This is a genomic window from Streptomyces hilarionis (genome assembly GCF_024539675.1).
Taxonomy (GTDB): Bacteria; Actinomycetota; Actinomycetes; order Streptomycetales; family Streptomycetaceae; genus Streptomyces; species Streptomyces hilarionis.
In genome coordinates this window covers 1-23,421 of record NZ_JAHHIT010000065.1, presented here as the reverse complement: position 1 = coordinate 23,421, position 23,421 = coordinate 1, and the positions used below count along the sequence as shown (strand labels likewise).

25 protein-coding genes are annotated in these 23,421 nt (G+C 73.8%); 10 read left to right on the top strand and 15 right to left on the bottom strand.

Annotated features, from left to right (window positions below; genetic code table 11):
• Positions 1-10: 10 nt before the first annotated feature.
• From KMS84_RS17095 to KMS84_RS17075, 5 genes are all read right to left on the bottom strand, one after another.
• Entirely contained in the window at positions 11-1,024 is a 1,014-nt protein-coding gene (locus KMS84_RS17095) for a hemolysin family protein (RefSeq protein ID WP_256917096.1), read from the bottom strand.
• Entirely contained in the window at positions 1,021-2,352 is a 1,332-nt protein-coding gene (locus tag KMS84_RS17090; protein WP_256917095.1) for a hemolysin family protein, read from the bottom strand. Before KMS84_RS17090 ends, KMS84_RS17095 begins: the two co-directional genes overlap by 4 nt.
• A 195-nt stretch (positions 2,353-2,547) precedes the next feature.
• Entirely contained in the window at positions 2,548-3,021 is a 474-nt protein-coding gene (locus tag KMS84_RS17085) for a GNAT family N-acetyltransferase (protein WP_438818944.1), read from the bottom strand.
• A 40-nt stretch (positions 3,022-3,061) separates the two neighbouring features.
• A complete protein-coding gene (locus tag KMS84_RS17080; RefSeq protein ID WP_256917093.1) occupies positions 3,062-5,629 on the bottom strand; it encodes an ABC transporter permease in 2,568 nt (855 codons plus the stop codon).
• 4 nt (positions 5,630-5,633) lie between these two features.
• Positions 5,634-6,479 (bottom strand): ABC transporter ATP-binding protein, encoded by an 846-nt coding sequence (locus KMS84_RS17075; RefSeq protein ID WP_256917092.1) that lies wholly within the window; start codon positions 6,477-6,479, stop codon positions 5,634-5,636.
• Positions 6,480-6,625: 146 nt separating this feature from the next.
• On the opposite strand from KMS84_RS17075, the gene KMS84_RS17070 reads away from it, so the two are divergent.
• Together KMS84_RS17070 and KMS84_RS17065 are read left to right on the top strand one after the other, a co-directional pair.
• Positions 6,626-6,892 carry a toxin-antitoxin system HicB family antitoxin gene (locus KMS84_RS17070; protein ID WP_256917091.1) on the top strand — a complete coding sequence of 89 codons (267 nt, stop codon included), beginning with the start codon at positions 6,626-6,628 and terminating at the stop codon, positions 6,890-6,892.
• Positions 6,893-6,896: 4 nt separating this feature from the next.
• Positions 6,897-7,271, top strand: coding sequence for a fic family toxin-antitoxin system, toxin component (locus KMS84_RS17065; protein ID WP_256917090.1), 375 nt, complete (start codon positions 6,897-6,899; stop codon positions 7,269-7,271).
• A gap of 71 nt (positions 7,272-7,342) precedes the next feature.
• On the opposite strand, the gene KMS84_RS17060 is transcribed toward KMS84_RS17065, so the two are convergent.
• Positions 7,343-8,065 carry a class I SAM-dependent methyltransferase gene (locus KMS84_RS17060; RefSeq protein WP_256917089.1) on the bottom strand — a complete coding sequence of 241 codons (723 nt, stop codon included), beginning with the start codon at positions 8,063-8,065 and terminating at the stop codon, positions 7,343-7,345.
• 116 nt (positions 8,066-8,181) lie between these two features.
• Positions 8,182-8,868 (bottom strand): esterase/lipase family protein, encoded by a 687-nt coding sequence (locus KMS84_RS17055; RefSeq protein WP_256917088.1) that lies wholly within the window; start codon positions 8,866-8,868, stop codon positions 8,182-8,184.
• Between the two features lie 118 nt (positions 8,869-8,986).
• On the opposite strand from KMS84_RS17055, the gene KMS84_RS17050 reads away from it, so the two are divergent.
• A complete protein-coding gene (locus tag KMS84_RS17050; protein WP_256917125.1) occupies positions 8,987-11,218 on the top strand; it encodes a helix-turn-helix transcriptional regulator in 2,232 nt (743 codons plus the stop codon).
• 79 nt (positions 11,219-11,297) lie between these two features.
• On the opposite strand, the gene bioD is transcribed toward KMS84_RS17050, so the two are convergent.
• Genes bioD through bioB form a run of 3 tightly spaced genes read right to left on the bottom strand, consistent with a single transcriptional unit; the run spans position 11,298 to position 14,558 of the window.
• Positions 11,298-12,020 (bottom strand): dethiobiotin synthase, encoded by a 723-nt coding sequence (gene bioD, locus KMS84_RS17045; protein ID WP_256917124.1) that lies wholly within the window; start codon positions 12,018-12,020, stop codon positions 11,298-11,300.
• Between the two features lie 2 nt (positions 12,021-12,022).
• Positions 12,023-13,312 carry an adenosylmethionine--8-amino-7-oxononanoate transaminase gene (locus KMS84_RS17040; protein WP_256917087.1) on the bottom strand — a complete coding sequence of 430 codons (1,290 nt, stop codon included), beginning with the start codon at positions 13,310-13,312 and terminating at the stop codon, positions 12,023-12,025.
• A complete protein-coding gene (gene bioB, locus KMS84_RS17035) occupies positions 13,305-14,558 on the bottom strand; it encodes a biotin synthase BioB (RefSeq protein ID WP_256917086.1) in 1,254 nt (417 codons plus the stop codon). The genes KMS84_RS17040 and bioB overlap by 8 nt, the downstream gene beginning before the upstream one ends.
• A gap of 148 nt (positions 14,559-14,706) precedes the next feature.
• On the opposite strand from bioB, the gene KMS84_RS17030 reads away from it, so the two are divergent.
• Positions 14,707-15,834, top strand: coding sequence for an 8-amino-7-oxononanoate synthase (locus KMS84_RS17030; RefSeq protein WP_256917085.1), 1,128 nt, complete (start codon positions 14,707-14,709; stop codon positions 15,832-15,834).
• A 51-nt stretch (positions 15,835-15,885) separates the two neighbouring features.
• Here KMS84_RS17030 and KMS84_RS17025 read toward each other — a convergent pair whose 3' ends face one another.
• Together KMS84_RS17025 and KMS84_RS17020 are read right to left on the bottom strand one after the other, a co-directional pair.
• Positions 15,886-16,119, bottom strand: coding sequence for a DUF397 domain-containing protein (locus tag KMS84_RS17025; RefSeq protein WP_256917084.1), 234 nt, complete (start codon positions 16,117-16,119; stop codon positions 15,886-15,888).
• A 9-nt stretch (positions 16,120-16,128) separates the two neighbouring features.
• Positions 16,129-16,989, bottom strand: coding sequence for a helix-turn-helix domain-containing protein (locus KMS84_RS17020; protein ID WP_256917083.1), 861 nt, complete (start codon positions 16,987-16,989; stop codon positions 16,129-16,131).
• 213 nt (positions 16,990-17,202) lie between these two features.
• Here KMS84_RS17020 and KMS84_RS17015 point away from each other — a divergent pair, with 213 nt between their 5' ends.
• On the top strand, positions 17,203-17,688 hold the full coding sequence (locus KMS84_RS17015; protein ID WP_256917082.1) for an ATP-binding protein: 486 nt from the start codon (positions 17,203-17,205) through the stop codon (positions 17,686-17,688).
• Positions 17,689-17,740: 52 nt separating this feature from the next.
• Here the strand turns inward: KMS84_RS17015 and KMS84_RS17010 are convergent, their stop codons facing one another.
• From KMS84_RS17010 to KMS84_RS17000, 3 genes are all read right to left on the bottom strand, one after another.
• Entirely contained in the window at positions 17,741-18,214 is a 474-nt protein-coding gene (locus KMS84_RS17010; RefSeq protein WP_256917081.1) for a C40 family peptidase, read from the bottom strand.
• 562 nt (positions 18,215-18,776) lie between these two features.
• On the bottom strand, positions 18,777-19,082 hold the full coding sequence (locus KMS84_RS17005) for a hypothetical protein (RefSeq protein ID WP_109000869.1): 306 nt from the start codon (positions 19,080-19,082) through the stop codon (positions 18,777-18,779).
• A gap of 7 nt (positions 19,083-19,089) precedes the next feature.
• Entirely contained in the window at positions 19,090-19,725 is a 636-nt protein-coding gene (locus tag KMS84_RS17000) for an ATP-dependent Clp protease proteolytic subunit (RefSeq protein ID WP_256917078.1), read from the bottom strand.
• A gap of 73 nt (positions 19,726-19,798) precedes the next feature.
• On the opposite strand from KMS84_RS17000, the gene KMS84_RS16995 reads away from it, so the two are divergent.
• The 5 genes from KMS84_RS16995 to KMS84_RS16975 all read left to right on the top strand — a co-directional run.
• Positions 19,799-20,077, top strand: coding sequence for a type II toxin-antitoxin system Phd/YefM family antitoxin (locus KMS84_RS16995; RefSeq protein WP_256917077.1), 279 nt, complete (start codon positions 19,799-19,801; stop codon positions 20,075-20,077).
• A gap of 409 nt (positions 20,078-20,486) precedes the next feature.
• Positions 20,487-20,789: an urease subunit gamma gene (locus KMS84_RS16990; protein WP_256917076.1), complete on the top strand. Its 303-nt coding sequence runs from the start codon at positions 20,487-20,489 to the stop codon at positions 20,787-20,789.
• Positions 20,790-20,803: 14 nt separating this feature from the next.
• Positions 20,804-21,115, top strand: coding sequence for an urease subunit beta (locus tag KMS84_RS16985; protein WP_256917075.1), 312 nt, complete (start codon positions 20,804-20,806; stop codon positions 21,113-21,115).
• Positions 21,108-22,829: an urease subunit alpha gene (locus KMS84_RS16980; protein ID WP_256917074.1), complete on the top strand. Its 1,722-nt coding sequence runs from the start codon at positions 21,108-21,110 to the stop codon at positions 22,827-22,829. Before KMS84_RS16985 ends, KMS84_RS16980 begins: the two co-directional genes overlap by 8 nt.
• A gap of 24 nt (positions 22,830-22,853) precedes the next feature.
• Positions 22,854-23,421 (top strand): urease accessory protein UreF (locus KMS84_RS16975; RefSeq protein ID WP_256917073.1); only part of this gene is annotated, 568 nt, incomplete at its 3' end.

The following is a 23,421-nucleotide window of genomic DNA, read 5'->3' as shown; positions in this document are numbered from 1 at the left end:
CCCGCTGCGGTCAGGTCCGCTGTCCGAACAGCTCCCGCAGCACGTCCTCCATGGTCACCAGACCGGCCAGCCGCCCGTCGGAGCCCAGCACGGCGGCCAGATGCGTCCGGCTGCCGCGCATGGCCGTCAGCACGTCGTCCAGCGGCGTCGCCTCGCGCACCCGCGCGATGGCCCGCATGTCCCGCAGCCGGAACGGGGCGTCCCGGGGCGAGGCGTCCAGCGCGTCCTTCACATGGAGGTAGCCGACGATGCGCCGACCCTCGTCCACCACCGGGAACCGGGAGAACCCGGACTCGGCGGCCAGCGTCTCCAGCCCCTCCGGGGTCACGCCCACGCGCGCGTGCACGACCCGCTCCAGCGGCATGACGACGTCCCGCACCGGGCGGCGGCCCAGCTCCAGGGCGTCGTGCAGCCGCTCCTGCGCGCGGTCGTCGAGCAGCCCGGCCTCGCCCGCGTCCCTGACGATCTGGGCCAGCTCAGCGTCCGAGAAGGTCGCCGCGACCTCGTCCTTCGTCTCGACCCGCAACAGCTTCAGCAGCCCGTTCGCGAACGCGTTGACGGTGAAGATCACCGGCCGCAGTCCTCGCGCGAGGGCGACCAGCGGCGGGCCGAGCAGCAGCGCGCTGCGCACCGGCTCGGCGAGCGAGACGTTCTTCGGCACCATCTCGCCGAGCAGCATGTGCAGATAGGTGGCGAGGACGAGCGCGATCACGAAGGACACCGCGTGGCCGGCGCCCTCGGGCACCCCCACCGCGTGGAACACCGGCTCCAGCAGGTGCGCGATGGCGGGCTCGGCGACCACGCCGAGCAGCAGCGTGCACAGGGTGATGCCGAGCTGCGCGGCGGCCAGCAGCGCGGACACGTGTTGCAGGCCCCACAGCACGCTCCTGGCGCGCCGGTCGCCCTGCTCGGCGTACGGCTCGATCTGGGAGCGGCGTACGGAGATCAGCGCGAACTCGGCGCCGACGAAGAACGCGTTGACGACGAGGGTCGCCAGGGCGATGAGCAACTGGACGGCGATCACGTGTCGGCCCCTTCCGGGGTGTCGGCGAGCGGTGCGTGCAGCAGCACCCGGGCGGCCCGGCGGCCGGAGGCGTCCACGACGTCCATGCGCCAGCCGGCGATCTCCAGGGTGTCGCCGACGGCCGGTATCCGGCCCAGCTCGGCGGCGACCAGGCCGGCCAGCGTCTCGTAGGGGCCCTCAGGGGCCTGAAGGCCCACGCGGGCGAGCTGGTCGGTGCGGGCGGAGCCGTCCGCCGAGTACAGGGCGCGGCCGTCGTCGTCGGAGCCCGCGGGGGCGAGGTCGGGCGTCTCGTGCGGGTCGTGCTCGTCGCGGACCTCGCCGACGACCTCCTCGACGATGTCCTCCAGCGTCGCCACGCCCGCCGTGCCGCCGTACTCGTCGATGACCACGGCCATCGTCCGCTTGCCCGACAGCCGGTCCAGCAGCCGGTCCACGGTGAGCGACTCGGGCACCAGCAGGGGTTCGCGCATGATCTCCGAGACCGGCACGCGCGGGCGGCGGTCGGCGGGGACCGCCAGCGCGTCCTTGATGTGCGCGGTGCCGACCACCGCGTCCAGGCCGCCGCGGTACACCGGGAAGCGGGACAGCCCCGTGGCCCGGGTGGCGTTGGCGACGTCCTCACAGGTCGCCGCGGCTTCCAGCGCGATGACCTGCACACGCGGGGTCATCACGTTCTCCGCCGTCAGGTCGGCCAGGTTCAGGGTGCGCACGAAGAGCTCGGCGGTGTCCGCCTCCAGCGCGCCCTCCCGGGCGGAGTGCCGGGCGAGGGCCGCGAGTTCCTGGGGGCTGCGCGCGGCGGCCAGTTCCTCGGTGGGTTCCACGCCGAAGAGGCGCACGATCCGGTTCGCGGTCTCGTTGAGGTGGCTGATGAAGGGCCGGAAGGCCGCGCTGAACCAGCGCTGCGCGTTGCCCACGCCCTTGGCGACCGTCAGCGGGGAGGAGATCGCCCAGTTCTTGGGCACGAGCTCGCCGACGACCATCAGGAACACGGTCGACAGCGCCGTGCCCAGCACCAGTGCCACGGAGCTCGCGGCGGTGCTCGACAGGCCGAGCGACTCCAGCGGCCCGGAGATCAGCTTGGCGATCGACGGCTCGGACAGCATGCCGACCACCAGGTTGGTGACCGTGATGCCGAGCTGCGCGCCCGAGAGCTGGAAGGTGAGGTTGCGGACGGCCTTCAGGGCGCCGGCCGCGCCGCGCTCGCCGCGCTCCGCCGCCCGTTCGAGTTCGCCGCGCTCGACGGTGGTCAGGGAGAACTCGGCGGCCACGAACGCGCCGCACGCCAACGACAGCAGGATCGCCACCAGGAGCAGCAGCACTTCGGTCATCGGGTCACCTCCGTCCCAGGATCGGGCAGGGCGGACGGCAGCGCGCGATGTCGCGTACGGGGACGCGTGCGGGTACGGGGAGGCTCGCCCATGGGCGGACGCTCACACCTTTCATGACGTCGTGGGGGCCGCGCGGTGATCCACGCAGCCCCCCAAGGGTAAAGGATCGGCAAAGGAGGCCTGGCGGGCCCCGGATCAGTCGGCGAGCGGCTTCACCCAGCGCCGCCACTTCTCCTCGGGCGCGTACCCCGCCGCGCGCCAGGCATGATGCGCCGTCTCGTTGCGGGTGAGCACCATCGCGTCCCCGCGCCGGCCGCCCAGCCCCACGAACCGCTCCTCCGCGGCCGCCAGCAGCGCCGAGCCCACGCCCCGGCGGCGCCGCCGCGGATGCACCGCCAGCCGGTACAGGTGGCACCGCCACCCGTCGAACCCGGCGATCACCGTCCCGACCAGCTCACCGTCCTGCTCGGCCAGGATCAGCGCCTGCGGGTCGCGGGCGACCAGCCGCTCGACCCCGCTGCGGTCGTCGCTGATGCTCGTGCCCTCGGCGGCCGTCTTCCAGAAGGCCAGCACGGTGTCCAGGTCATCGGGTGTCGCGGCTCGTATCCGCAGATCAGACATGCGTCGATCCCACCACGCGGCGGCCGCCCGGACGCGGAATTCCGCCATCCGGACGGCCGCCGCCCGCGTGCCCCGGCCCGAGGGCTGCTCAGTCGTGCGCGATCGCGGCCAGCACGTTCAGCCGGGACGCGCGCAACGCGGGCAGCAGCGCCGCGACGACGCCGACGACCGCCGACCCCACCACGACGGCCACGATCGTGCCCCACGGCACGGCCAGCGCCTTCATGCCCTGCAACTCCAGCACCTGCTGGATGCACACCCCCCACAGCAGGCCGAGCGCCAGCCCCAGCACCGCGCCGAACACCGCGATCACCACCGACTCCAGCCGGATCATCCGGCGCAACTGCCGTCGGCCCAGCCCGATGGCGCGCAGCAGCCCGATCTCCCGGGTCCGCTCCACCACCGACAGGGCCAGCGTGTTGACGACGCCGAGCACCGCGATGACGATGGCCAGCCCGAGCAGCGCGTACACCAGGTAGAGCAGCACGGCGATCTGGTCGTGGACGAGCTTCTTGTAGTCGGCCTGGTCGCGGACCTGCACCTGCGGGTAGGCGTCCAGCGTCTTCTCCAGCCGGGGCCGCAGAGCGTCCGCGTCAGTGCCCGGGCGCGCGTTCACGAAGAGCGCGATGTCCTGTCCGCCGGGCACGTACTTCTCGACGGTCGCGATCCCGAAGAACAGCCCGCCCTGGGTGCCGAACCCGTCGGCCGCTTCCTGATCGGTGAGCGCGCCCACCTTCAGCGACGCCGTCCGGTCGCCGGGGAACTCCACCGGGAGCACGCTGCCGAGCCGCACCCCGTGCTCGCGGGCGAAGTCCACGTCCATGCCGACGGCGCCGTCGGCCAGTGCGGCCGCGCTGTCGCCCTCGGCGTAGTCGACGTGCGCGACGTCGTCGACCCGGTCGTCGTAGCCGCTGGCGGTCGTCTCCACGCGCTTGCCGTCCGGCAGTCGCACGGCGACCGGCGCGAACCGCTGCCGTACGACCAGGCCGACGCCCTCGGTGCCGCGCACCGCGTTCGTGACCTCCGCGGAGAACGGGACGTAGTTGGCGCTCTGGACGACGTAGTCGGCGCCCAGGGTCTTGTCGATCTGCTGGTCGAACGACTTCGACATGGAGGCGCTCGCCACCGACATTCCGCCCACCAGGGCGAGGCCGACCATCAGCGCGGCCGCCGTCGCGCCCGTGCGACGCGGGTTGCGCAGGGCGTTGCGCTGGCTCATCCGGCCGACGGACCCGAACAGGGCCGGGAAGGCGCCGCCCAGGACCTTGATCACCGGCCGGACCAGGAGCGGCCCCGCGATGACCGTGGCGATCAGCGTCAGGACCACGCCCAGGCCGAGCAGGGACGCCGCCGACGCCGTCTTCGACGAGGCCGCGCAGCCGGCGAGCGCGGCCGCGCCGAGCGCGCCCACGACCGCGCCCACCACGGCGCGCACCCTCAGCGGCCGGCCGACCCCGGCGACGTCCGCGTCGGCGAGGGCCGCCATCGGCGACACCGTCGCCGCACGCCGGGCCGGCAGGTACGCCGCCACGAAGGTCACGCCGACGCCGACGACGTACGACGCCACCGGGGTCCCCCAGCCGACCACCATCTCCGTCGTCTTCAGGTTCATGCCGAAGGCGCTCATCAGCTTGATCAGCCCGACCGCCAGGCCGATGCCGGCGGCCAGTCCCAGCGTGGAGCCGACCAGTCCCAGCAGCACCGCCTCGGTCAGCACCGAGCGGCGCACCTGGCGGCGGTCGGCGCCCAGCGCGCGCAGCAGGCCCAGCTCCCGGGTGCGCTGGGCGATCAGCATCGAGAACGTGTTGACGATCAGGAACACGCCGACGAGGACGGCGATCCCGGCGAAGCCGAGCATCACGTACTTGATGACGTCGAGGAAGCCGCCGAGCGCCTGCGCGGACGACTTCGCCTGCTCGGCGGCCGTCTTCACCTCGTAGGGCCCCGGGCCCACGGCGGCGGCGACGCGCTTCTTGAGCACCGCGTCGCTCGTGCCCGCGGCCGCGTCGACGGAGATGCTCGTGGCCTTGCCCGCCGCGCCCAGCAGCTTCGTGGCCGCCGTCTCGGGGGCCAGGTAGACCAGCGCCGCGCCGGGGTTGGTGGTGGTGAAGGTGGCGATGCCGACGATCTCGACCTTGAACGAGCCCGGCTGGGCCATCACGGTGAGCGTGTCGCCGATCGCCACGTGCTTGCGGTCGGCGGTGTCGGCGTCCAGCATGGCCTCGCCCGCGCCCCGCGGGGCGTGCCCCGAGGTCAGCTTCACCGGGCTGCGGTGGGTGACGAACCAGTCGGTCGCGATGGTCGGCGCGCCCGTGGTCGGGCCCACGGACTTGTTCCCGGCGTCGACGACGGTGATGTTCTGGACGCTGACGTCGGCGTGGGCGGCGGCCACTCCGGGCACGCCGGCCAGCCGCTGCGCGAGCGAGGCGGGCACGGTCTGCACCGCGCCGGTCGGCGCGGACGAGGTCAGGTCCTCCTTCGGCTGCACCGTGACGTCGGGGGCCGTCGACGCGAAGAGCCGGTCGAAGGTGCGGGTCACCGTGTCGGAGAAGATCAGGCTGCCGGCGACGAACGCCACCGAGAGCACGACGGCGAGCGCGGACAGCAGCAGCCGTCCCTTGTGCGCGAGGAAGCTTCTGAGCGTGGCCTTCAGCACCGGATCACTTCTCCCCGGAGCCGGCGCCGACGGCGGCGGGGCCGCTGCCGTCCCCGCTCTCGCCGTCGAACTGCGCGCGGATCACGTCGAAGCGTTTCATCCGCTCCAGGACCGCCTCGGCCGTCGGCTGCCGCATCTCGTCCACGATCCGCCCGTCGGCGAGGAAGAGCACGAGGTCGGAGTGGGCGGCGGCGCCGGGGTCGTGGGTGACCATGACGACGGTCTGGCCCAGGGAGTCGACCGCCTCGCGCAGGAACGCGAGGACCTCCAGCCCCGCCCGCGAGTCCAGGTTGCCGGTCGGCTCGTCGGCGAAGATCAGCTCCGGGCGGGAGGCCAGGGCGCGGGCGCAGGCCACGCGCTGCTGCTGGCCGCCGGACAGCTGGGCGGGCCGGTGCTTGAGCCGGTCGCGCAGCCCCAGGGTGTCGATGACCTGGTCCAGCCACGCCTGGTCGGGCTTCTGGCCCGCGATGTCCATCGGCAGGGTGATGTTCTCCGCCGCGTTCAGCGTCGGGATCAGGTTGAACGACTGGAACATGAACCCGATCCGGTCGCGCCGCAGCCGGGTCAGCTCCCGGTCCTTCAGGCCGGTGATCTCGGTGTCGCCCAGCCACACCTGGCCGGCCGAGACGGTGTCCAGTCCGGCCAGGCAGTGCATCAGCGTGGACTTCCCGGACCCGGACGGCCCCATGACGGCGGTGAAGCGTCCGCGCGCGATGTCCACGTCCACGCCGTCCAGGGCGAGCACGGTGGTCTCGCCGGAGCCGTATGCCTTGGTCAGACCTCGGGCGCGGGCCGCGCTCCCGCCGGCCGGGGCCAGGCCGGGGACGTGCTCCGCAGCAGGTGTGGACAAGGCTGCCTCCTCGCTCGTGGACAAGCCGACTACGAACCGATGACGGTGTCCGACCGAGCGTAGTGTGACCCGGCGCACAGCCGGTATCCCTTTTCGACCACCGGCCGCCCTTGCCGCTGCTAGCACCTCGGCGCTAGCTTCGAGGTATGGCGAAGACCCAGCTGAACGTACGCGTGGACGAGGGCACGGCCCAGGTCGCCCGCGAGCGTGCCACTGCTCGCGGCATGAGCGTCAACCGCTACATAGAAGAGCTGGTCAGACAGGACGCCGGGGAGGTCGGTCACACGTTCGTCGAGGCCGCCGGCGACTTCATGAAGCAGTACGAGGCGCTCTTCGCCGAGGAGTTCGGCGCGGAGCGCGAGGGCCGCGCGGGCGCGGCACGCGAGGCCGGCACGCGCGAAGGTCGCCGCTGATCCCTTGAGCGACCTCCGTATCGACCTCGCCTGGCTCCTCATGCTCGCCGAACAGAAGACCCCGGGGGACCCCCAGGTCACCGACTGGGGCGCGCTGGTCGCGGCCGTGGCACGCCATCAGGCGGAGATATTCGACGTCCCCGTCTACGACGATCCGCACACCCGAGCCGCCGCCCTGCTGCAACTCCTCATCCACGTACCGGCGTTGGAGCGCTCCAACGCCCTGTTCGCGTGCGCCGTCGCCTACGCCTACCTGGTGGCCAGCGGGCTGAAGATCGCCACCTCGCCCGAACAGGTCCGCGATCTCGCCCGGTCGGTCAAGAGCGGGGAGGCGTCGGTGTCCGAGATCGCCGGCGAACTGCGCCGCTGGAGCCTGTAGCCCGCTCCCGCGCCGCCCTGTTCCCTCGCGCGGCCCGCCGCCGCGCCGCCCGCACCCGCGGCCGCCGTGCCTCAGTCGGGCTCCGGCGGGCGCCAGGCGACGCCCGTCACGCAGTAGGAGAACGGCAGCCGCGGGCCGCGTTCCGGCAGGGTCGTACGGCGGTAGGGGCCCAGTGCGAAACCGGCGTCCCGCAGCGCGCCGACGGTGTCCCGGGTGAGCCGGCAGCCGCCGGCCAGGCGCGGCCACACCGTGCGGTCCAGCGCCCGCTGGGTGAGGAGCATCGCCGGACCGCCGCCGGGACCGTGCTCGAAGAACCGCACCTCGCCGCCGGGCCGCAGCACCCGCCGCAGTTCGGCCAGCGCCCGGGGCACGTCCCGCACGCTGCACAGCACCAGCGAGAACACCGCCGCGTCGAACGCCTCGCTCTTGACCGGCAGTGCCTCCGCCACCCCCGGCACGACGTCCACGGGCACCTCGGCGCGCAGCGCGGCGTCCCGCGCCGACCGGCGCAACCGGCGCTCCGGCTCGATCGCGACGACCTCGGCCACGCCCGCCGGATAGTGCGCGAAGTTCAGCCCGCTGCCCGCGCCGATCTCGACGACCCGGCCGGAGAGTCCGGCGAGCAGCCGCTCGCGTACCCCGGCGAGGCCCGCACGGGTCTCCGCGGCCGCGCCCAGCCGGGCGTAGCAACGGGCGAACAGCGGATGGCGGACGTCGTCGCCGCGCACGGCGCCGGAATCCGAGCCGGAACCGGAGCCGGAGCTGATGCCGGGGTCGTGGGGCGGTGACGGCATGGTGACCTCCGGAGCCTGGTGGCGACGGGCCTACCCGGGGATTCTTCCCCCGTGCGGCCCGTCGCACCCCCGGGCGAGGACGCCGGCGTCGCCGTCGCCGTCGCCCGCCCGGCGCGTCACCGGACGAAGTCGCGCACCTTCTCGTAGACGCCGTGGTCGTTGTTCATGGCGTCGTGCGAGATGCACCCGACGCCGACGTTGGTGGCGCCGCTCAGCAGCGCCGAGGAGTCCGGGTCGATCGCCGCGTCGCAGTTCGACCAGTAGGCCGCGTAGTTCACGGCGCCGGGCGTCTCGTCACCGGAGTTGAGCGCGGTGAGGAACGAGCTGCCCGTCACCATCTGGGCGCAGGAGGTGTACAGCCAGCTGCACAGCGAGGCGACCGAGGTGCCGTGGTTGGTGCCCGCGACGGAGACGAAGTCGTCCACGAAGGCCGTCCCGCCGAGGTTCTTGAGGTAGTAGCGGGAGCTCAGCGCCCCCATCGAGTGCACGACCACGTCGACCTTGCTCGCGCCCGTCCGCGCCAGCACCTTCTTGATCTCGGTGTTCAACTGGGCGGCGGTCGTGACGTTGGACTGCGTCCAGCTGTACGTCCAGGCGTCCAGCTCGGCCGCGGTGTAGCCGTCGGCCTCGAAGTCGGCGACCCAGTCGTCCCAGCTGCTGGAGTCGCTGCTGAGACCGTGGACGAAGACGATCGGGTCGTGGGTCGCCGCGCGGGCCGTGGGGGCGGTGAACGACAGTGACAGAAGGAGCGAAGAGGCCGCGGCCGTGAGGACCGCGGCGATGCGACGCTTGTGGCGCTGCATGGTGCCTCCTGAAACGGGTGGGGTTGCCAGGAGTGTCCGCGGGGGTCTACGCGCGCCGCATCGGTGAAGTCGCCGGTCTTTACGGTTCAAGTAACCCGCCAGTAACGTCAGTCGGGTGGTGACCCCGGTGAACCCCCCACCTCTCGGCGGCACTTCGGCACCGGCGCCCGCGAGCCCCGGCGCGCGCCCGGTCGCCGCGCTGCCCGAAGGCGTCCGGGTCCGCGTGCTGCGCCTGGTGCACGGCGACCCGCGGGCCGCCGTCGAGGCAGCGGGCCGGCTCACCGAGCGGCAGGCGGCCGGCCTCGACCCGCTGCCCGTCGAACCCGTCGACCTGGCCCCCCGGCGGCTGTCGGCCCACCGCCGTGAGGTGCGCGAACTGCCCGACGCCACCCGCCTGGTGCTGCTGCTGGCCGCGGCCGACCAGTACCCGGTCGCCACCCACGCCTTCCAGCGGGCCGTCGCCGCCGTACGCCTCGACCTGCGGCCGCTGGAGGAAGCCGAGGCGGCGGGCGTCGCGTACGCCACGGCGGGCGGGGTCGGCTTCCGGGACGCCTGGACCCGGATCGCCGCCTACGAGACCGCCTCCCCGGCCGACCGGCGCGACGTCCACCGGCTGCTCGCCCGCGTGCTGCACGGACCGGCCGAGACGCCCCGGCGCGCCTGGCACCGGGGCGCCGGCGCGCTCGGCCCGAGCGGCCGGCTCGCCGCGGAACTGGCGGCGGCCGCCGCCGCTGCCCGGGCCGCGGGCGACCCGGCGTTCGCGCGCGCCCTCGCCGAACGCGCCGCCGCGCTCTGCCCCGACCCGCGCGCACGTCTCTTGCTGCTCGCCGGCGCGGCCGCCGACGCCTGGCGCGCCGGCGAGACCGACCGGTCCCGCACCCTGGCCGCCCACGCGGACGCCGACGCCGTCACCGGCGTTCTCGCCCTGCGCACGGGCAGCGCGGGGGAGGCGTTCGACGCCCTGCTGGCGGGGGCCGCGCGGGCCGCCGTCCCCCGGACCGCGCGGGCCGACCGGGCGGGCCCCGCTCCGGCCGGGTCCGCCGCTCACCTGCTCGCGCGGGCCGCCGAAGCCGCCGTCTACACCGGAGACCTGCGTCGCTGCCGGGAAGCGGTGCAGGCGGCACGGCAGTGCGGGATCGATCCGCCCGGGGTGCTGGGCGGCCTGGCCGCGGCCGTCGACGGACGGTACGAGGACGCCCGTGACCTGCTGGAGGCGACGGCCGGACGCTGCGGGCCGGGCGGCGATCCCACGGACCTGCTTCACGCGGGCATCGCCGCCCTCCTGCTCGGCGACCACACCCGGGCCGCCACCGCCGTCGTGCGGACGGCGGCGGCCGCCCGCGCCCGGGGCGTCACCGTCCTCGCCTCCCAGGCCCTGGAGTTCCGCGCCTACGCCGACTTCTGGACCGGGCGCCCGCACGCCGCCGAGGCCGCCGCGCTGGACGCCCTGCACCAGGCGTACGCCACCGGACAGGACAACGGGGCCTGCCATCTCCAGGCGGCCCTCGCGATGTTCGCCGCCCTCACCGGAGACGGGACGCTGTGCCGGGAGCGGGCCGCCGCCGCCCGCTCCCACGCCCTCGCCCACGGTCTGGGCCTGCCCGCCGCGCTCGCGCAGTGGGCGCTCGCCTTCCTCGACCTGGGCAACGGACGCTACGACGACGCGGCGGCCCGGCTGCGCGCCCTCGCCGCCGCCGGACCCGGCCACGGCCATCGGGCCGTCCGTCACCTCGCCACCCCGCACTACGTCGAGGCGGCCGCCCGCACCGGCGACACCCGTGTCGCGAGCGCCGCGCACGCCGACTACGACCGCTGGGCCCGCGTCGTGGGCAGCCCCGACGACCTGGCCCTCAGCGCCAGGTGCCGGGCCCTGCTCACTCCCGGTCCCGACGCCCTCGCGCACTACGCCACCGCCCTCGCCCTGCACGCGGACGGCGACCGCGTCTTCGAACGCGCCCGCACGGAACTGCTGTTCGGCAGCGCGTTGCGCAGGCTGCGCCGCCGCAAGGAGGCCCGCGACCGGCTGCACAGCGCCCTACAGGCGTTCGAGTCCTTCGGCGCCCCGCACTGCGCGGAGGGCGCCCGCGCCGAACTGCGCGCCCTCGGCGCACCGGCCGGCCCGACACGGGCGGACGTGCGCCCGACGACCCGCGCGACGAGCCGTCTGACGGCTCAGCAACTGCTCATCGCCCGGATGGCCGCCGACGGCGCGACCAACCGCGAGATCGCCGCCCGCCTGGCTCTCAGCCCGCGCACCATCGACCATCACCTGCGGGGCGTCTTCACCCGGCTCGGCATCCGCTCCCGCATCGACCTGGTCCGCCTCCTGGCGGACGGCGACGGGCCGTGAGAGGGCCCGTCGCCGGGCCCCGCCCGCGGACGCCGCCGCAGGGCCCGCCACCGCCGCACCGGGGGCGAAACGCCGTGTCCTAGACCTGCGAGCCGGTCCGCCCGCGGAAGGCCTCCGCCTCCCACGTCCCGTCCAGGCGCGGCGCCAGCCAGCCGCGGGCCGCGACCCGGAAGGCGGCGGGGGGCAGCGCGCCGGAGCCCGCGGGCAGCGCCCCCAGCAGCGGGGCGCCGGCCACCTCCGGCAGGTCCGTCACGTTGCAGCGTGACGCCAGGTCCGGGGAGTCGGGCCAGCTGCCGATGACGACGCCCAGCAGCTCCAGCCCGCGCGAGCGCAGTTCACGGGCCGTGAGCTCCGTCGTGTTCAGCGTGCCGAGCCCGGCCGTGGCCACGACCAGCACCGGCGCCCGCAGCGACTGCGCCGCGTCGGCCAGCGTGCCGCCCGCCTCGTCGAACCGGACGAGCAGCCCGCCCGCCCCCTCGACGAGCACCAGGTCGTGCTCCGCCGCCAGTTTCTGCGCCGCCTCCACCACGTCCTGCGGGCGCACGGGAGCCAGCCCCGCCCGCCGCGCCGCCGTCCCCGGAGCCAACGGCTCCGGGTAGCGGGCCAGTTCGGCCGTGGTGAGCGCTCCCGCGAGCCGCGCGACCTCGGCGGCGTCCCCGGGCTCGCCCGGCGCCACACCGGTCTGGGCGGCCTTGAGCACGGCCACCGAACGGCCCGCCGCCAGGGCGCAGGCGGCGACCGCGGCGGTCGTGACGGTCTTGCCGACCTCCGTGCCCGTCCCCGTGATCACCAGGATCGGCATGTTCATCCCTCCCGCGCCGCGGCGCACACCGCGCGCGCGATCCGTGCCACGTCCACGTCGCCGGTGACGTAGGGGGGCATCGTGTAGACGAGGTCGCGGAACGGCCGCAGCCAGACGCCCTCGCGCACGGCGGCGTCCGTGGCGGCCTTCATGTCCACGGCGTGGTCGAGCTGGACCACGCCGACGGCCCCGAGGACGCGCACGTCCCGCACCCCGGGCAGCTCCCGCGCCGGCGCCAGCCCGTCGCGCAGCCCGGTCTCGATCCGCTTGACCTCCGCGAGCCAGTCCTGGCCGAGCAGCAGCTCGATCGAGGCGCAGGCGACGGCCGCCGCCAGCGGATTGCCCATGAACGTCGGCCCGTGCGCCAGCACCGGCACCTCGCCCCGCGAGATCCCCTCGGCCACCCGGGAGGTGCACAGGGCCGCCGCCATCGTCAGATAGCCGCCGGTCATGGCCTTGCCGACGCACATCACGTCGGGCGTCACGGCGGCGTGCCCGGCCGCGAACAGCGCGCCCGTACGGCCGAAGCCGGTCGCGATCTCGTCGAACACCAGCAGCACGCCGTGCGCGTCGCACGCCTCGCGCAGGACCCGCAGGTACCCCGGGGAGTGGAAGCGCATCCCGCCCGCGCCCTGCACCACCGGCTCCACGACGACCGCGGCCAGTTCGTCGGCGTGCCGCTCGATCGCCGCGCGCAGCGTGTCGGCGTACGCCTCGTCGTACTCGGCCGGCGGCGCGTCGACGAAGACCTGACGGGGGAGCACGCCCGTCCACAGGTCGTGCATCCCGCCGTCGGGGTCGCACACGGACATCGGCTGCCAGGTGTCGCCGTGGTAGCCGCCGCGCCAGGTCAGCAGCCGCTGCTTGGCCGGGCGGCCCAGCGAACGCCAGTACTGGAGGCACATCTTCACGGCGACCTCGACCGACACCGAGCCCGAGTCGGCGAGGAAGACGTGCTCCAGCCCGTCGGGCGACATGTCGACGAGGAGCTTCGCCAGCCGCACGGCGGGCTCGTGGGTGAGCCCGCCGAACATCACGTGACTCATCCGGCCCAGCTGCTCGCGCACGGCCTCGTTCAGCACGGGGTGGTTGTAGCCGTGGATCGCCGACCACCAGGACGACATGCCGTCCACCAGCTCGCCGGAGCCGTCCGCGAGCCGCAGCCGGACCCCGCTCGCCGACTCCACGACCAGCGGATCGACCTGCCCGGGCATGGGGCCGTAGGGATGCCACACATGCCGCCGGTCGAGCTCCAGGAGCTCGGGCACGCCGAGCGGCGAGGGCTCAGGCATTGGGCGCGAGATCGGTGCCGGCGCCGCGGCGGCGCACGGCGACCAGATCGGTCCGGGCCTCGCCGGCCGCCGTCGCGACGACCGCGGGCGCCGGGGCGGGCGCGGCGGCGGCCGGAGCCGTGCCGCAGACGCCGCCGCCCTCGTGCGAGCCGCAGCCGGACCCCTCGTGCGCACCGCACCCGGCGGACTCCTGCGAGCCGCAGCCGCCGCCCTCGTGGGATCCGCAGCCCCCGCCCGCCGTCACCCGGTGCTCGGGCAGCGTGACCTGCTCCGCGCCCTCCACCTCGAACCCGGCGTCCGCGATCATCTCCAGGTCGGCCTTGCCGGCCTGGCCCTCGGTGGTGAGGTAGTCGCCGAGGAAGATCGAGTTGGCCAGGTTCAGGGCGAGCGGCTGCATGGTGCGCAGATGCACCTCGCGGCCGCCCGCGATGCGCACCTCGACGTCCGGGCACACGAAGCGGACCATGGCCAGGATCCGCAGACAGCGCTGCGGCGTGAGGTTCCACTCCTTGGCCAGCGGGGTGCCCTCCACCGGGATCAGGAAGTTGACGGGGACCGAGTCGGGGTCCAGCTCGCGCAGCGAGTAGACGACGTCCACCAGGTCCTCGTCCGACTCGCCCATGCCGGCGATCAGACCGGAGCAGGCCGACAGACCCGCCGCGTGCGCCTTGGTGACCGTGTCCACCCGGTCGGCGTAGGTGTGGGTGGTCGTGATGTCCCCGTACGTCGACTCGGACGTGTTGAGGTTGTGGTTGTAGGCGTCGGCGCCCGCCTCGCGCAGCCGCTCGGCCTGGCCGTCGGAGAGCAGGCCCAGACAGGCGCACACCTCGACGCCCTCGTTCTGCTCCTTGATGGCCTTGATGGTGCCGGCCACCCGGTCGACGTCCCGGTCCGTCGGGCCGCGTCCGGACGCCACCAGGCAGACGCGCTTGGCGCCGCCCGCGAGGCCGGCCGCCGCTGCCCGGGAGGCCTCGTCGGGCTTGAGCCACGTGTACTTCAGGATCCCGGCCGTGGAGCCGAGCCGCTGGGAGCAGTAGGAGCAGTCCTCGGGACACAGCCCCGACTTCAGGTTGACCAGGTAGTTGAGCTTCACGCGCCGCCCGAACCAGTGCCGGCGCACCTTCCCGGCCGCGGCCACCACGTCCAGCACGTCGTCGTCGGAGGTGGCCAGCACGGCCAGCGCTTCCTCGCGGGTCGGCAGTTCGCGCCGAAGCCCCTTGTCCACCAGCGTGTTCAGCAGGTCCATGAGAGCCGATCCTGTCCTACCGACCCGCTCCGGGCCAAGGTAGGGATCACACAACACACCCGGTTCGACGTGTGGGTATTGCCACACCGAAGTCGGCGATTGCTGCCGCTAGTGTCTGTCCGCTACCTACAAAAGCCCCGGAGGACCCATGGCGTTCGGCTGGATCGACGAACAGGCGGAGCTGCGCCGCCGGGCCGGGCTCGTGCGGACGCTGCGGCCCCGTCCGGCCGACTCGCCGCTCCTGGACCTCGCGAGCAACGACTACCTGGGCCTGGCCCGCCATCCCGAGGTCGTGGAGGGCGCCGCGGCGGCGGCCCGGACCTGGGGCGGCGGCGCGACCGGCTCCCGGCTCGTGACCGGCACCACCGAGCTGCACGGCGAACTCGAACGCGAGCTCGCGGAGCACTGCGGCTTCGAGGCGGCGCTCGTGTTCTCCTCCGGGTACGCGGCCAACCTCGCCGCGGTGACCGCGCTCGCGCCGCACGGCTCGCTGATCGTCTCCGACGCGGGCAACCACGCCTCGCTCATCGACGGGTGCCGGCTGGCCCGCGGCGCCGCCCAGGTCGTCGCGCACGCCGACCCGGACGCCGTCCGCAAGGCGCTCGGCACCCACGACGGGCCGGCCGTGGCCGTCTCCGACACGGTCTTCTCGGTCGACGGCGACGCCGCCCCGCTGGCCGCCCTCGCGGCCGCCTGCCGCGATCACGGCGCGGGCCTGGTGGTGGACGACGCCCACGGCCTCGGCGTACTGGGGGACGGGGGACAGGGCGCGCCGTACGCGGCGGGCCTGGCGGGGGCCGACGACGTCGTCGTCACGGTCACGCTGTCCAAGTCCCTCGGCAGCCAGGGCGGGGCCGTGCTGGGACCGGCGCGCGTGATCGAGCACCTGGTGAACGCGGCCCGCACCTTCATCTTCGACACGGGCCTGGCCCCGGCGGCGGCGGGCGCGGCGCTGGCCGCCCTGCGCCTGCTGCGGCGCGAGCCCGAGCGCGCGCGGCGCGCGCGTGCGGTGGCGGGCGAGCTGCACGCACGCCTGACGGCCGCGGGCCTGGAAGCGGTGCGTCCCGACGCCGCGGTCGTCTCCGTGCGCGCGCCGTCCCCGGAGCAGGCCCTGCGGTGGGCGGCGGACTGCCGGTCGGCGGGTCTGGCCGTGGGGTGCTTCCGTCCTCCCTCCGTGCCGGACGGCGTCTCGCGGCTCAGGCTGACCGCCCGGGCGGACCTGTCCGGAGCGGAGCTGGAGCGTGCCGTCCGGGTGATCGGCGCGACACGACCGTGAACCGGCGCGACGTGGGTCGCCGTCGGCGGCTGTCGGGCTCCGTCGTCGCGGTCAGCGCAACGCGGACGTGAAGTCCGTCCAGCTCTCGGGGGAGAAGAGCAGGGCGGGTCCGGCCGGGTTCTTGGAGTCGCGCACGGCGAGCAGACCGGCCCACGGGCCGCGGTCCGGACGGGCCGTCTCGACGCAGTTGTTGGCTCCCGTGCTGTAGCTGCTGCGCAGCCACCGCAGCCGCGGGAAATGGTCGGAATCGGTAGGGGAAGGTACGTTCCGCGGTACTGCGGACATGGTGCCTCCTTATGCGCCGTCTGCTGTCGCGGCGAGGAAATCCGATGAGTCCTCGGGCGAAAGGGCGTGCGCCCGAAGGGCGTTGAAGGCCTCGGTGTAGGCCTGGAGGTCTTCTTTCCGTTCGAGATAGAGGCTACTCGTCAAGTGGTCGAGAACAACCACGTCCAGATCAGAAGTGCGCGAAAATGAGAAGATAACGAAAGGGCCGGTTACCCCGATATGGGCACCGGCCGAGAACGGCAGAATCTGTAGCCGCACCTGGGGGAGCCGGGCCGCCTCCGCGAGCCGGCCGAGCTGGCGGGCCATCACCTCGGGGCCGCCCACCTCCCGCCGCAGCACCGCCTCGTCCAGCACGGCGTTGAGTTCGAGCGGCGGCTGCGCGCGCAGCACGTCCTGCCGCGCCAGCCGCACCTCCACCAGGGTGTCGAGCTGTTCCTCCTCGACGCCCCCCACGGCCGCGCTGGTCACCGCACGCGCGTACTCGGCCGTCTGGAGCAGACCCGGCACCACGCTCGTCTCCAGCGTGCGCATCGCACTCGCCTGCGCCTCCAGGCTGATGAAGTCCCGGTAGGCGGGGGGCAGCACCCCTCGGTAGGCGTGCCACCAGTGGTCGCGGCCACCGCCGCCGCCCGCGCCCGCCAGGTCCAGCATCAGTTCCCGCAGCCGTTCGTCGGTCACCCCGTAGGCGTCGAGCAGTAACCGCACATCGGCCGGTTTTGATCCACTGGTGCCCGTCTCTATGCGGCTCACCTTGGACTGGTGCCAGCCCACCAGCCGGGCCGCCTCGCCACTGGTGAGACCCGCCTGGGCGCGTAGAGTGCGCAGTTCCGCGCCGAGTTTCCGGCGGCGGACCGCGGGACCGTGCTGCACGGGCTCCTCCTTACTCCTCACGGGCCGACCAAATACGCTCTGCCGTGGCAGAGTTCACCGCATCGGGCGACAGATATATGCACATCTTGGTGGATCGCCACCCGAGACCGACGCGGTAATGGCAGTCTGGCGAAGAAGCACCAGTCCGGGACCGTACTCGAACCACACGCACCGTGTCGGACCCCGGTCCCGTGGGAAAGGGACGACGTCGCCATGGCAGATCACCTGGAAGCATCCGTCACTCTGCCGAGCGATCCCGCCTCGGTCTCCACGGCCCGCGGATTCGTGCTCGACACCCTCGCGGAGTGGGGTCTGCCGGCGGACGCGGAAGCGGCCGACACCGTCCGCCTGATCGTCTCCGAACTCGCCACGAACGCCGTACAGCACACCTTCGGGCAGTCACCCACCTTCACGGTGGGCCTCGCCCTCGACCGTGACGAACACCTGTGCGTCGGTGTCACCGACAGCCACCCGCGCTTCCCCCAACGACTGCCGGCCGCCGTCCAGCAGGACAACGGCCGAGGCATGGTGATCATTCGCTGGCTGACCGCGGAGTGCGGCGGCAGACTCAGGGTGCGGCCCACCCGGGAGGGCGGCAAGACGGTCACCGTCGAGCTGCCCTGGGCCGTTCCGGCGGCGGAGCCCGCGGCGGGCGCTCTCGCGGCTCCGGCGGCGGAGGGCGAGATCCCGGGGCGATGACGGCGCGTCAGGACGTCGTGCGCCGCCCCGGGAGGCTCAGCGGGGCCCGCGGTCAGCGCACGCGGCCGTACCAGACGCTCTTCGTCCAGATCTTCTGCAACTTCACCACGTCGCCGGTCTTCGGCGAGTGCCAGATCTTGCCCTTACCCGCGTAGATCCCGACGTGGTACACGTTCGACCCCGAGTGGAAGAAGACCAGGTCGCCCGCCTTGCGGCCGGACGCCGAGATGTGCTTGGTCTTGTTGTACTGCTGGGCCGCCGTGCGCGGCAGGCTCTTGCCGGCCTTCTTGTACGAGTACAGCGTGAGCCCCGAGCAGTCGAACCTCTTCGGCCCGGTGGCCCCGTACCGGTACGGCGCGCCCTTCTTGGAGGCCGCGATCTGGAGCGCCTTCGCCGCCGGTGTGGCGGCGGCGGCGTCCGAGGCGAGCCCCGGGACCACGACCGAGCCGCCCACGGCGGCGATGGCGAACGCCGAGGCGGTGCCGGCCCGGGCCATGAGCGACGGGACACGATTGAGCGCAGTCATGCGCAACCCTTCGTCAGCCGCCTGTGAAGGATGACCTGTCGGATTCGGGCTGGCGAAGTTGCCCGGCCGCGGATGCGGCTTCACCCCAAGGGCTGCTCGGTCCGACGGCTCCTCGCGGAGCCGGCCGGGCCGGCGACCCGTCGTGCTTGGGTCCTCCACTCCTGCCGATGCACTTCTGTCGACCGGTCATCCGAGCGGCGGCAGGACTCGGCGTCCGCCCGGACCGCCCCGCCGCTTGTGGCGGGGGCTTGTCGTCAGTCAGGGATCTTGGCTCACGGATGTCCGAAAATCCCAATGGAACCGAGGATTTGTGGGGTTACTCACCACTCACCCGTTCGGGTGAACACTCTGATGGATGATCAGATGCCGTGCCTGCTCGGTGGCTCCCACCAGGCATGACGTCACCGAATCAGGGCGACGGGCGTCCTTCCGCGCAACTTTTCGATGCCTGGACGAACACTGGACGCTCTGCCGAACGGGGGTACGCCTTCTGGGTCGTTTCGCCTGCGCTCCGGTCGTCACGCGCGGATCGCGCAACGGCCGGACCGGAGTCGACCCGCGGTCAACTCTCGGCGAGTGGCGGCAGCGTGACGCGCGCCGTGCGCCGCTCCCCGTCCAGGACCCGCAGCGCCCGCGCGAGCGTCGGCGCGTGGAGCTCGCTCTCGCCGCGCTGGTGCATCAGCGTCAGCGCGTCGCGCAGCGCCGTCGCCTTGGCCACCAGTGCCTGGGCGGCGCGCAGGCCGCGGTAGGTGTCGCCGTGGTGGGCGGGGTTGATGCGCCCGAGCAGGTCGACGACGTCCAGGTATCCGTCGATCAGCTCGGCTTCGGCGCGCGTCAGGGCGGGCAGCGGCGGCAGTTCGGGCACCATCGGCGGCTCACCCCCGGCCCGGCGTGCCGGCGGACGCCTTGCGGCTGGGGATGATCCCGTCCACCAGGCCGTACGCCACGGCCTCCGGCGCGGTCAGGAACAGATCCCGCTCGAGGTCGGCCGCGATCTGCCCGGGCGCGCGCCCGGTGTGCCGGACGAGCATGGCCTCCAGGGCGGCCCGGGTGCGGGCCAGCTCGTCGGCCTGGAGGGCGAGGTCGCTCGTCTGCCCCTGCACGGGACCCGGCAGGGCCGGCTGGCGGACCGTCATCCGCGCGCCCGGCAGGGCGTACCGCTTGCCCGGCGCGCCCGCGGCCAGCAGCACCGCGGCGGACGACTCCGCCCGGCCCAGGCAGGTCGTGGACACGTCACAGGTGACGTAGCGGATGGTGTCGTAGAGGGCCGTCATCGCGCTGAACGGGCCCCCGGGCGAGTTGATGTACAGCGCGATGTCCCGGTCGGGGTCCTGGTACTCGAGGTACATGAGCTGGGCCGTCACGTCGCCGGCCGAGACGTCGTCGATCGGCGTCCCGAGGAAGACGATCCGCTCCTCCAGCAGCTTCGCGTACGGATCCAGCGTGCGGCGCCCGGAGCCCGTGTGTTCGGTGAACTCGGGCAGGACGTGACGGGCGGACGGTCGGCGCATGGGTGCCCCCTCTTTCTGCGTCTGGCGCATCTGTAAAAAATGTACAGGACGTACGTGACGTTAGAATGGGGGCATGGCCTACGAGATTCCGGTGACGCAAGCCAGGGCTGAGCTCGCCGACCTGATCAACCGCGTGGTGTACGGCGGTGAGCGCGTGGTCGTGACCCGGCACGGCAAACCCCTCGTCGCCCTCGTCTCCGCCGCCGACCTGGAGCGACTCGACGCACTCGACCAGCCGGCGGAGCAACCGGTGATCAGTTCGGTCACCGCCGTGCGCGAGGTCGCGTCCGCTCCCCGCGAACAGCACCGCTTCGGCGTCACGGCGGAGTACCGGGGACCCGGTCCGTCGTAGCACCCCTGCCGTGGCCGGCCCGCCGCCGCTGCGCCGCGCCCCGCCGCTGCTCCGGACCGTCGCCCCGCCGCTGCGCCGGGCCGTCGCCCCGGTGATGCGCCGTCCCCTCGTGCCGCGGCCCCCGCCCGCCGATCCCGGCCCCCGGCCCGCCGTATACGGCCCCGGCCGCCTCCGTGCGTCCGCAGTGACCGACGGCGTGCGGGCTGCGCCCCCGGACGTCAGGGCGCGTCGCGTGTCGTCGCCCCGCCGGTGCGGCGGCCGGCGCACGGATCCCCGCGTGGTTAACGTGCTCGAAACGCGGTCCCACTAGCCTGCCGCTCCATGCCACCAGGGATGCCACCAGGGGCTTTCTCCCGTGGCCGCGGCGACCGGGCCCCGCACGGTCCGGAGCGAGGATGTGAGGTGGGACGTGCAACTGACCCCGCACGAGCAGGAGAGGCTGCTGATCCATGTGGCGGCCGACGTCGCCGGGAAGCGCCGAGCCCGAGGCCTGCGCCTCAACCACCCCGAGGCGGTGGCCCTGATCACCTCGCACATCCTGGAGGGCGCCCGCGACGGCCGCACCGTCGCCGAGCTCATGGCCTCCGGTCGCAAGCTGCTGACCCGCGACGACGTCATGGAGGGGATCCCCGAGATGATCCACGACGTGCAGGTCGAGGCCACCTTCCCGGACGGCACCAAGCTCGTCACCGTCCACGACCCGATCGTCTGACGGGGGAGACCGCCGTGATTCCCGGAGAGATCCTCTTCGCCGAGGACGCGATCATCTGCAACGAGGGCCGTGAGGTCACCCGGCTCACCGTGCTCAACGCCGCCGACCGGCCCGTCCAGGTCGGCTCCCACTACCACTTCGCCGAGGCCAACCCCGGTCTGGAGTTCGACCGCGCGGCCGCCCGCGGCAAGCGGCTGAACGTCGCCGCCGGCACCGCCGTGCGCTTCGAGCCGGGGATCCCGGTCGACGTCGAACTCGTCGCCCTCGCCGGAGCCCGTGTCGTGCCCGGGCTGCGCGGGGAGACCGGAGGCGCCCTCGATGCCTGAGATCTCCCGCCCCGCCTACGCCGACCTGTTCGGCCCCACGACCGGCGACCGCATCCGGCTCGCCGACACCGACCTGCTGATCGAGATCGAGGAGGACCGCTGCGGCGGCCCCGGACGCTCCGGCGACGAGGCGGTGTTCGGCGGCGGCAAGGTCATCCGGGAGTCCATGGGACAGTCACGGGCCACACGCGCCGACGGCACGCCCGACACCGTCGTCACCGGAGCCGTCGTCGTCGACCACTGGGGTGTGGTCAAGGCGGACGTCGGCATCCGCGACGGGCGGATCACCGGCATCGGCAAGGCCGGCAACCCCGACACGATGGACGGCGTCCACCCGGACCTGGTGATCGGCCCCGAGACCGAGATCATCGCCGGCAACGGGCGGATCCTGACGGCCGGCGCGGTCGACGCCCACCTCCACTTCATCTGCCCGCAGATCGCCGACGAGGCGCTGTCCTCGGGCGTCACCACCCTGGTCGGCGGGGGCACCGGGCCCGCCGAGGGCTCGAAGGCGACCACCGTGACGCCCGGACCGTGGCACCTCGCCCGGATGCTGGAGGCGATGGAGCAGTACCCGCTGAACGTCGGTTTCCTCGGCAAGGGCAACACCGTCTCGCAGGACGCCATGCTGTCGCAGATCCGGGGCGGGGCGCTGGGGCTGAAGCTGCACGAGGACTGGGGCTCGACCCCGGCCGTCATCGACGCCTCGCTGACCGTGGCCGACCGGACCGGCATCCAGGTCGCCATCCACACCGACACCCTCAACGAGGCCGGGTTCGTGGGCGACACGCTCGCCGCGATCGCCGGACGCGGCATCCACGCCTACCACACCGAGGGGGCGGGGGGCGGGCACGCGCCCGACATCATGACCGTCGTCTCCGAGTCGCACGTGCTGCCCAGTTCGACGAACCCGACGCGCCCCTACACGGTGAACACCGCCGAGGAACACCTCGACATGCTGATGGTGTGTCACCACCTCAACCCGGCCGTCCCGGAGGACCTGGCGTTCGCCGAGTCCCGGATCCGGCCCTCCACCATCGGCGCGGAGGACATCCTGCACGACCTCGGCGCGATCTCGATCATCTCCTCCGACTCCCAGGCCATGGGCCGGGTCGGCGAGGTGATCCTGCGGACCTGGCAGACGGCGCACGTCATGAAGCGGCGCAGGGGCGCGCTGCCGGGCGACGGCCGCGCCGACAACCACCGCGTCAGGCGCTACGTCGCCAAGTACACGATCAACCCCGCGCTCGCGCAGGGGCTGGCCCGCGAGATCGGCTCCGTCGAGACCGGCAAGCTCGCCGACCTGGTGCTGTGGGAGCCCGCGTTCTTCGGCGTCAAGCCGCACCTCGTCCTCAAGGGCGGGCAGATCGCCTACGCGCAGATGGGCGACGCCAACGCCTCCATCCCCACCCCGCAGCCGATCCTGCCGCGCCCGATGTACGGCGCGATCGGCCGGGCGCCGGCGTCGAACTCGGTCAACTTCGTGGCGCCGCTGGCGATCGAGGACGGGCTGCCGGAGCGGCTTCAGCTCGGCAAGAAGTTCGTCGCCATCGACTCCACGCGCGCGGTGACCAAGGCCGACATGCGGGAGAACGACGCGCGCCCGCGCGTGCGGGTGGACCCCGACAGCTTCGCCGTGCACATCGACGGAGAGCTCGTCGAGGCGGCCCCGGCCGCCGAACTGCCCATGGCCCAACGCTACTTCCTGTTCTGACCGACGCGTGGTGAGGACATCGACGTGACAAGGGCAGCACTTCTCGTCCTGGCCGACGGCCGCTTCCCCGCCGGAGGGCACGCCCACTCCGGTGGGGCCGAGGCGGCCGTGAAGGCGGGCCGGATCACGGGCGCGGCGAGCCTGGAGACGTTCTGCCGCGGCCGGTTGCACACGGCCGGGCTGGTCGCCGCCGCGCTGGCCGCGGCGGCGGCCGCCGGGACGGACCCGGCCGTGCTCGACGCGGCGGCGGACGCCCGCACGCCGTCCCCCGCACTGCGGGCCACGGCGCGCAGACTGGGCCGGCAACTGCTGCGGGCCGCGCGCGCCGCCTGGCCCGGCGACGAACTGGACGCCGTGGCACGGCGGTTCCCCAAGGGCGCGCACCAGCCGGTGGTGCTCGGGCTGACGGCGCGGGCGGCCGGCCTCGGCCCGGCCGACGCGGCGTACTGCGCGCTGTACGAGAGCGTGAGCGGACCGGCCACCGCCGTGGTGCGGCTGCTCAGCCTCGACCCCTTCGAGGCGACGGCCGTGCTGGCCCGCCTCGCGCCGGAGCTGGACCGGGTGGCCGACCGGGCGGTGGCCGCCGCGGCGG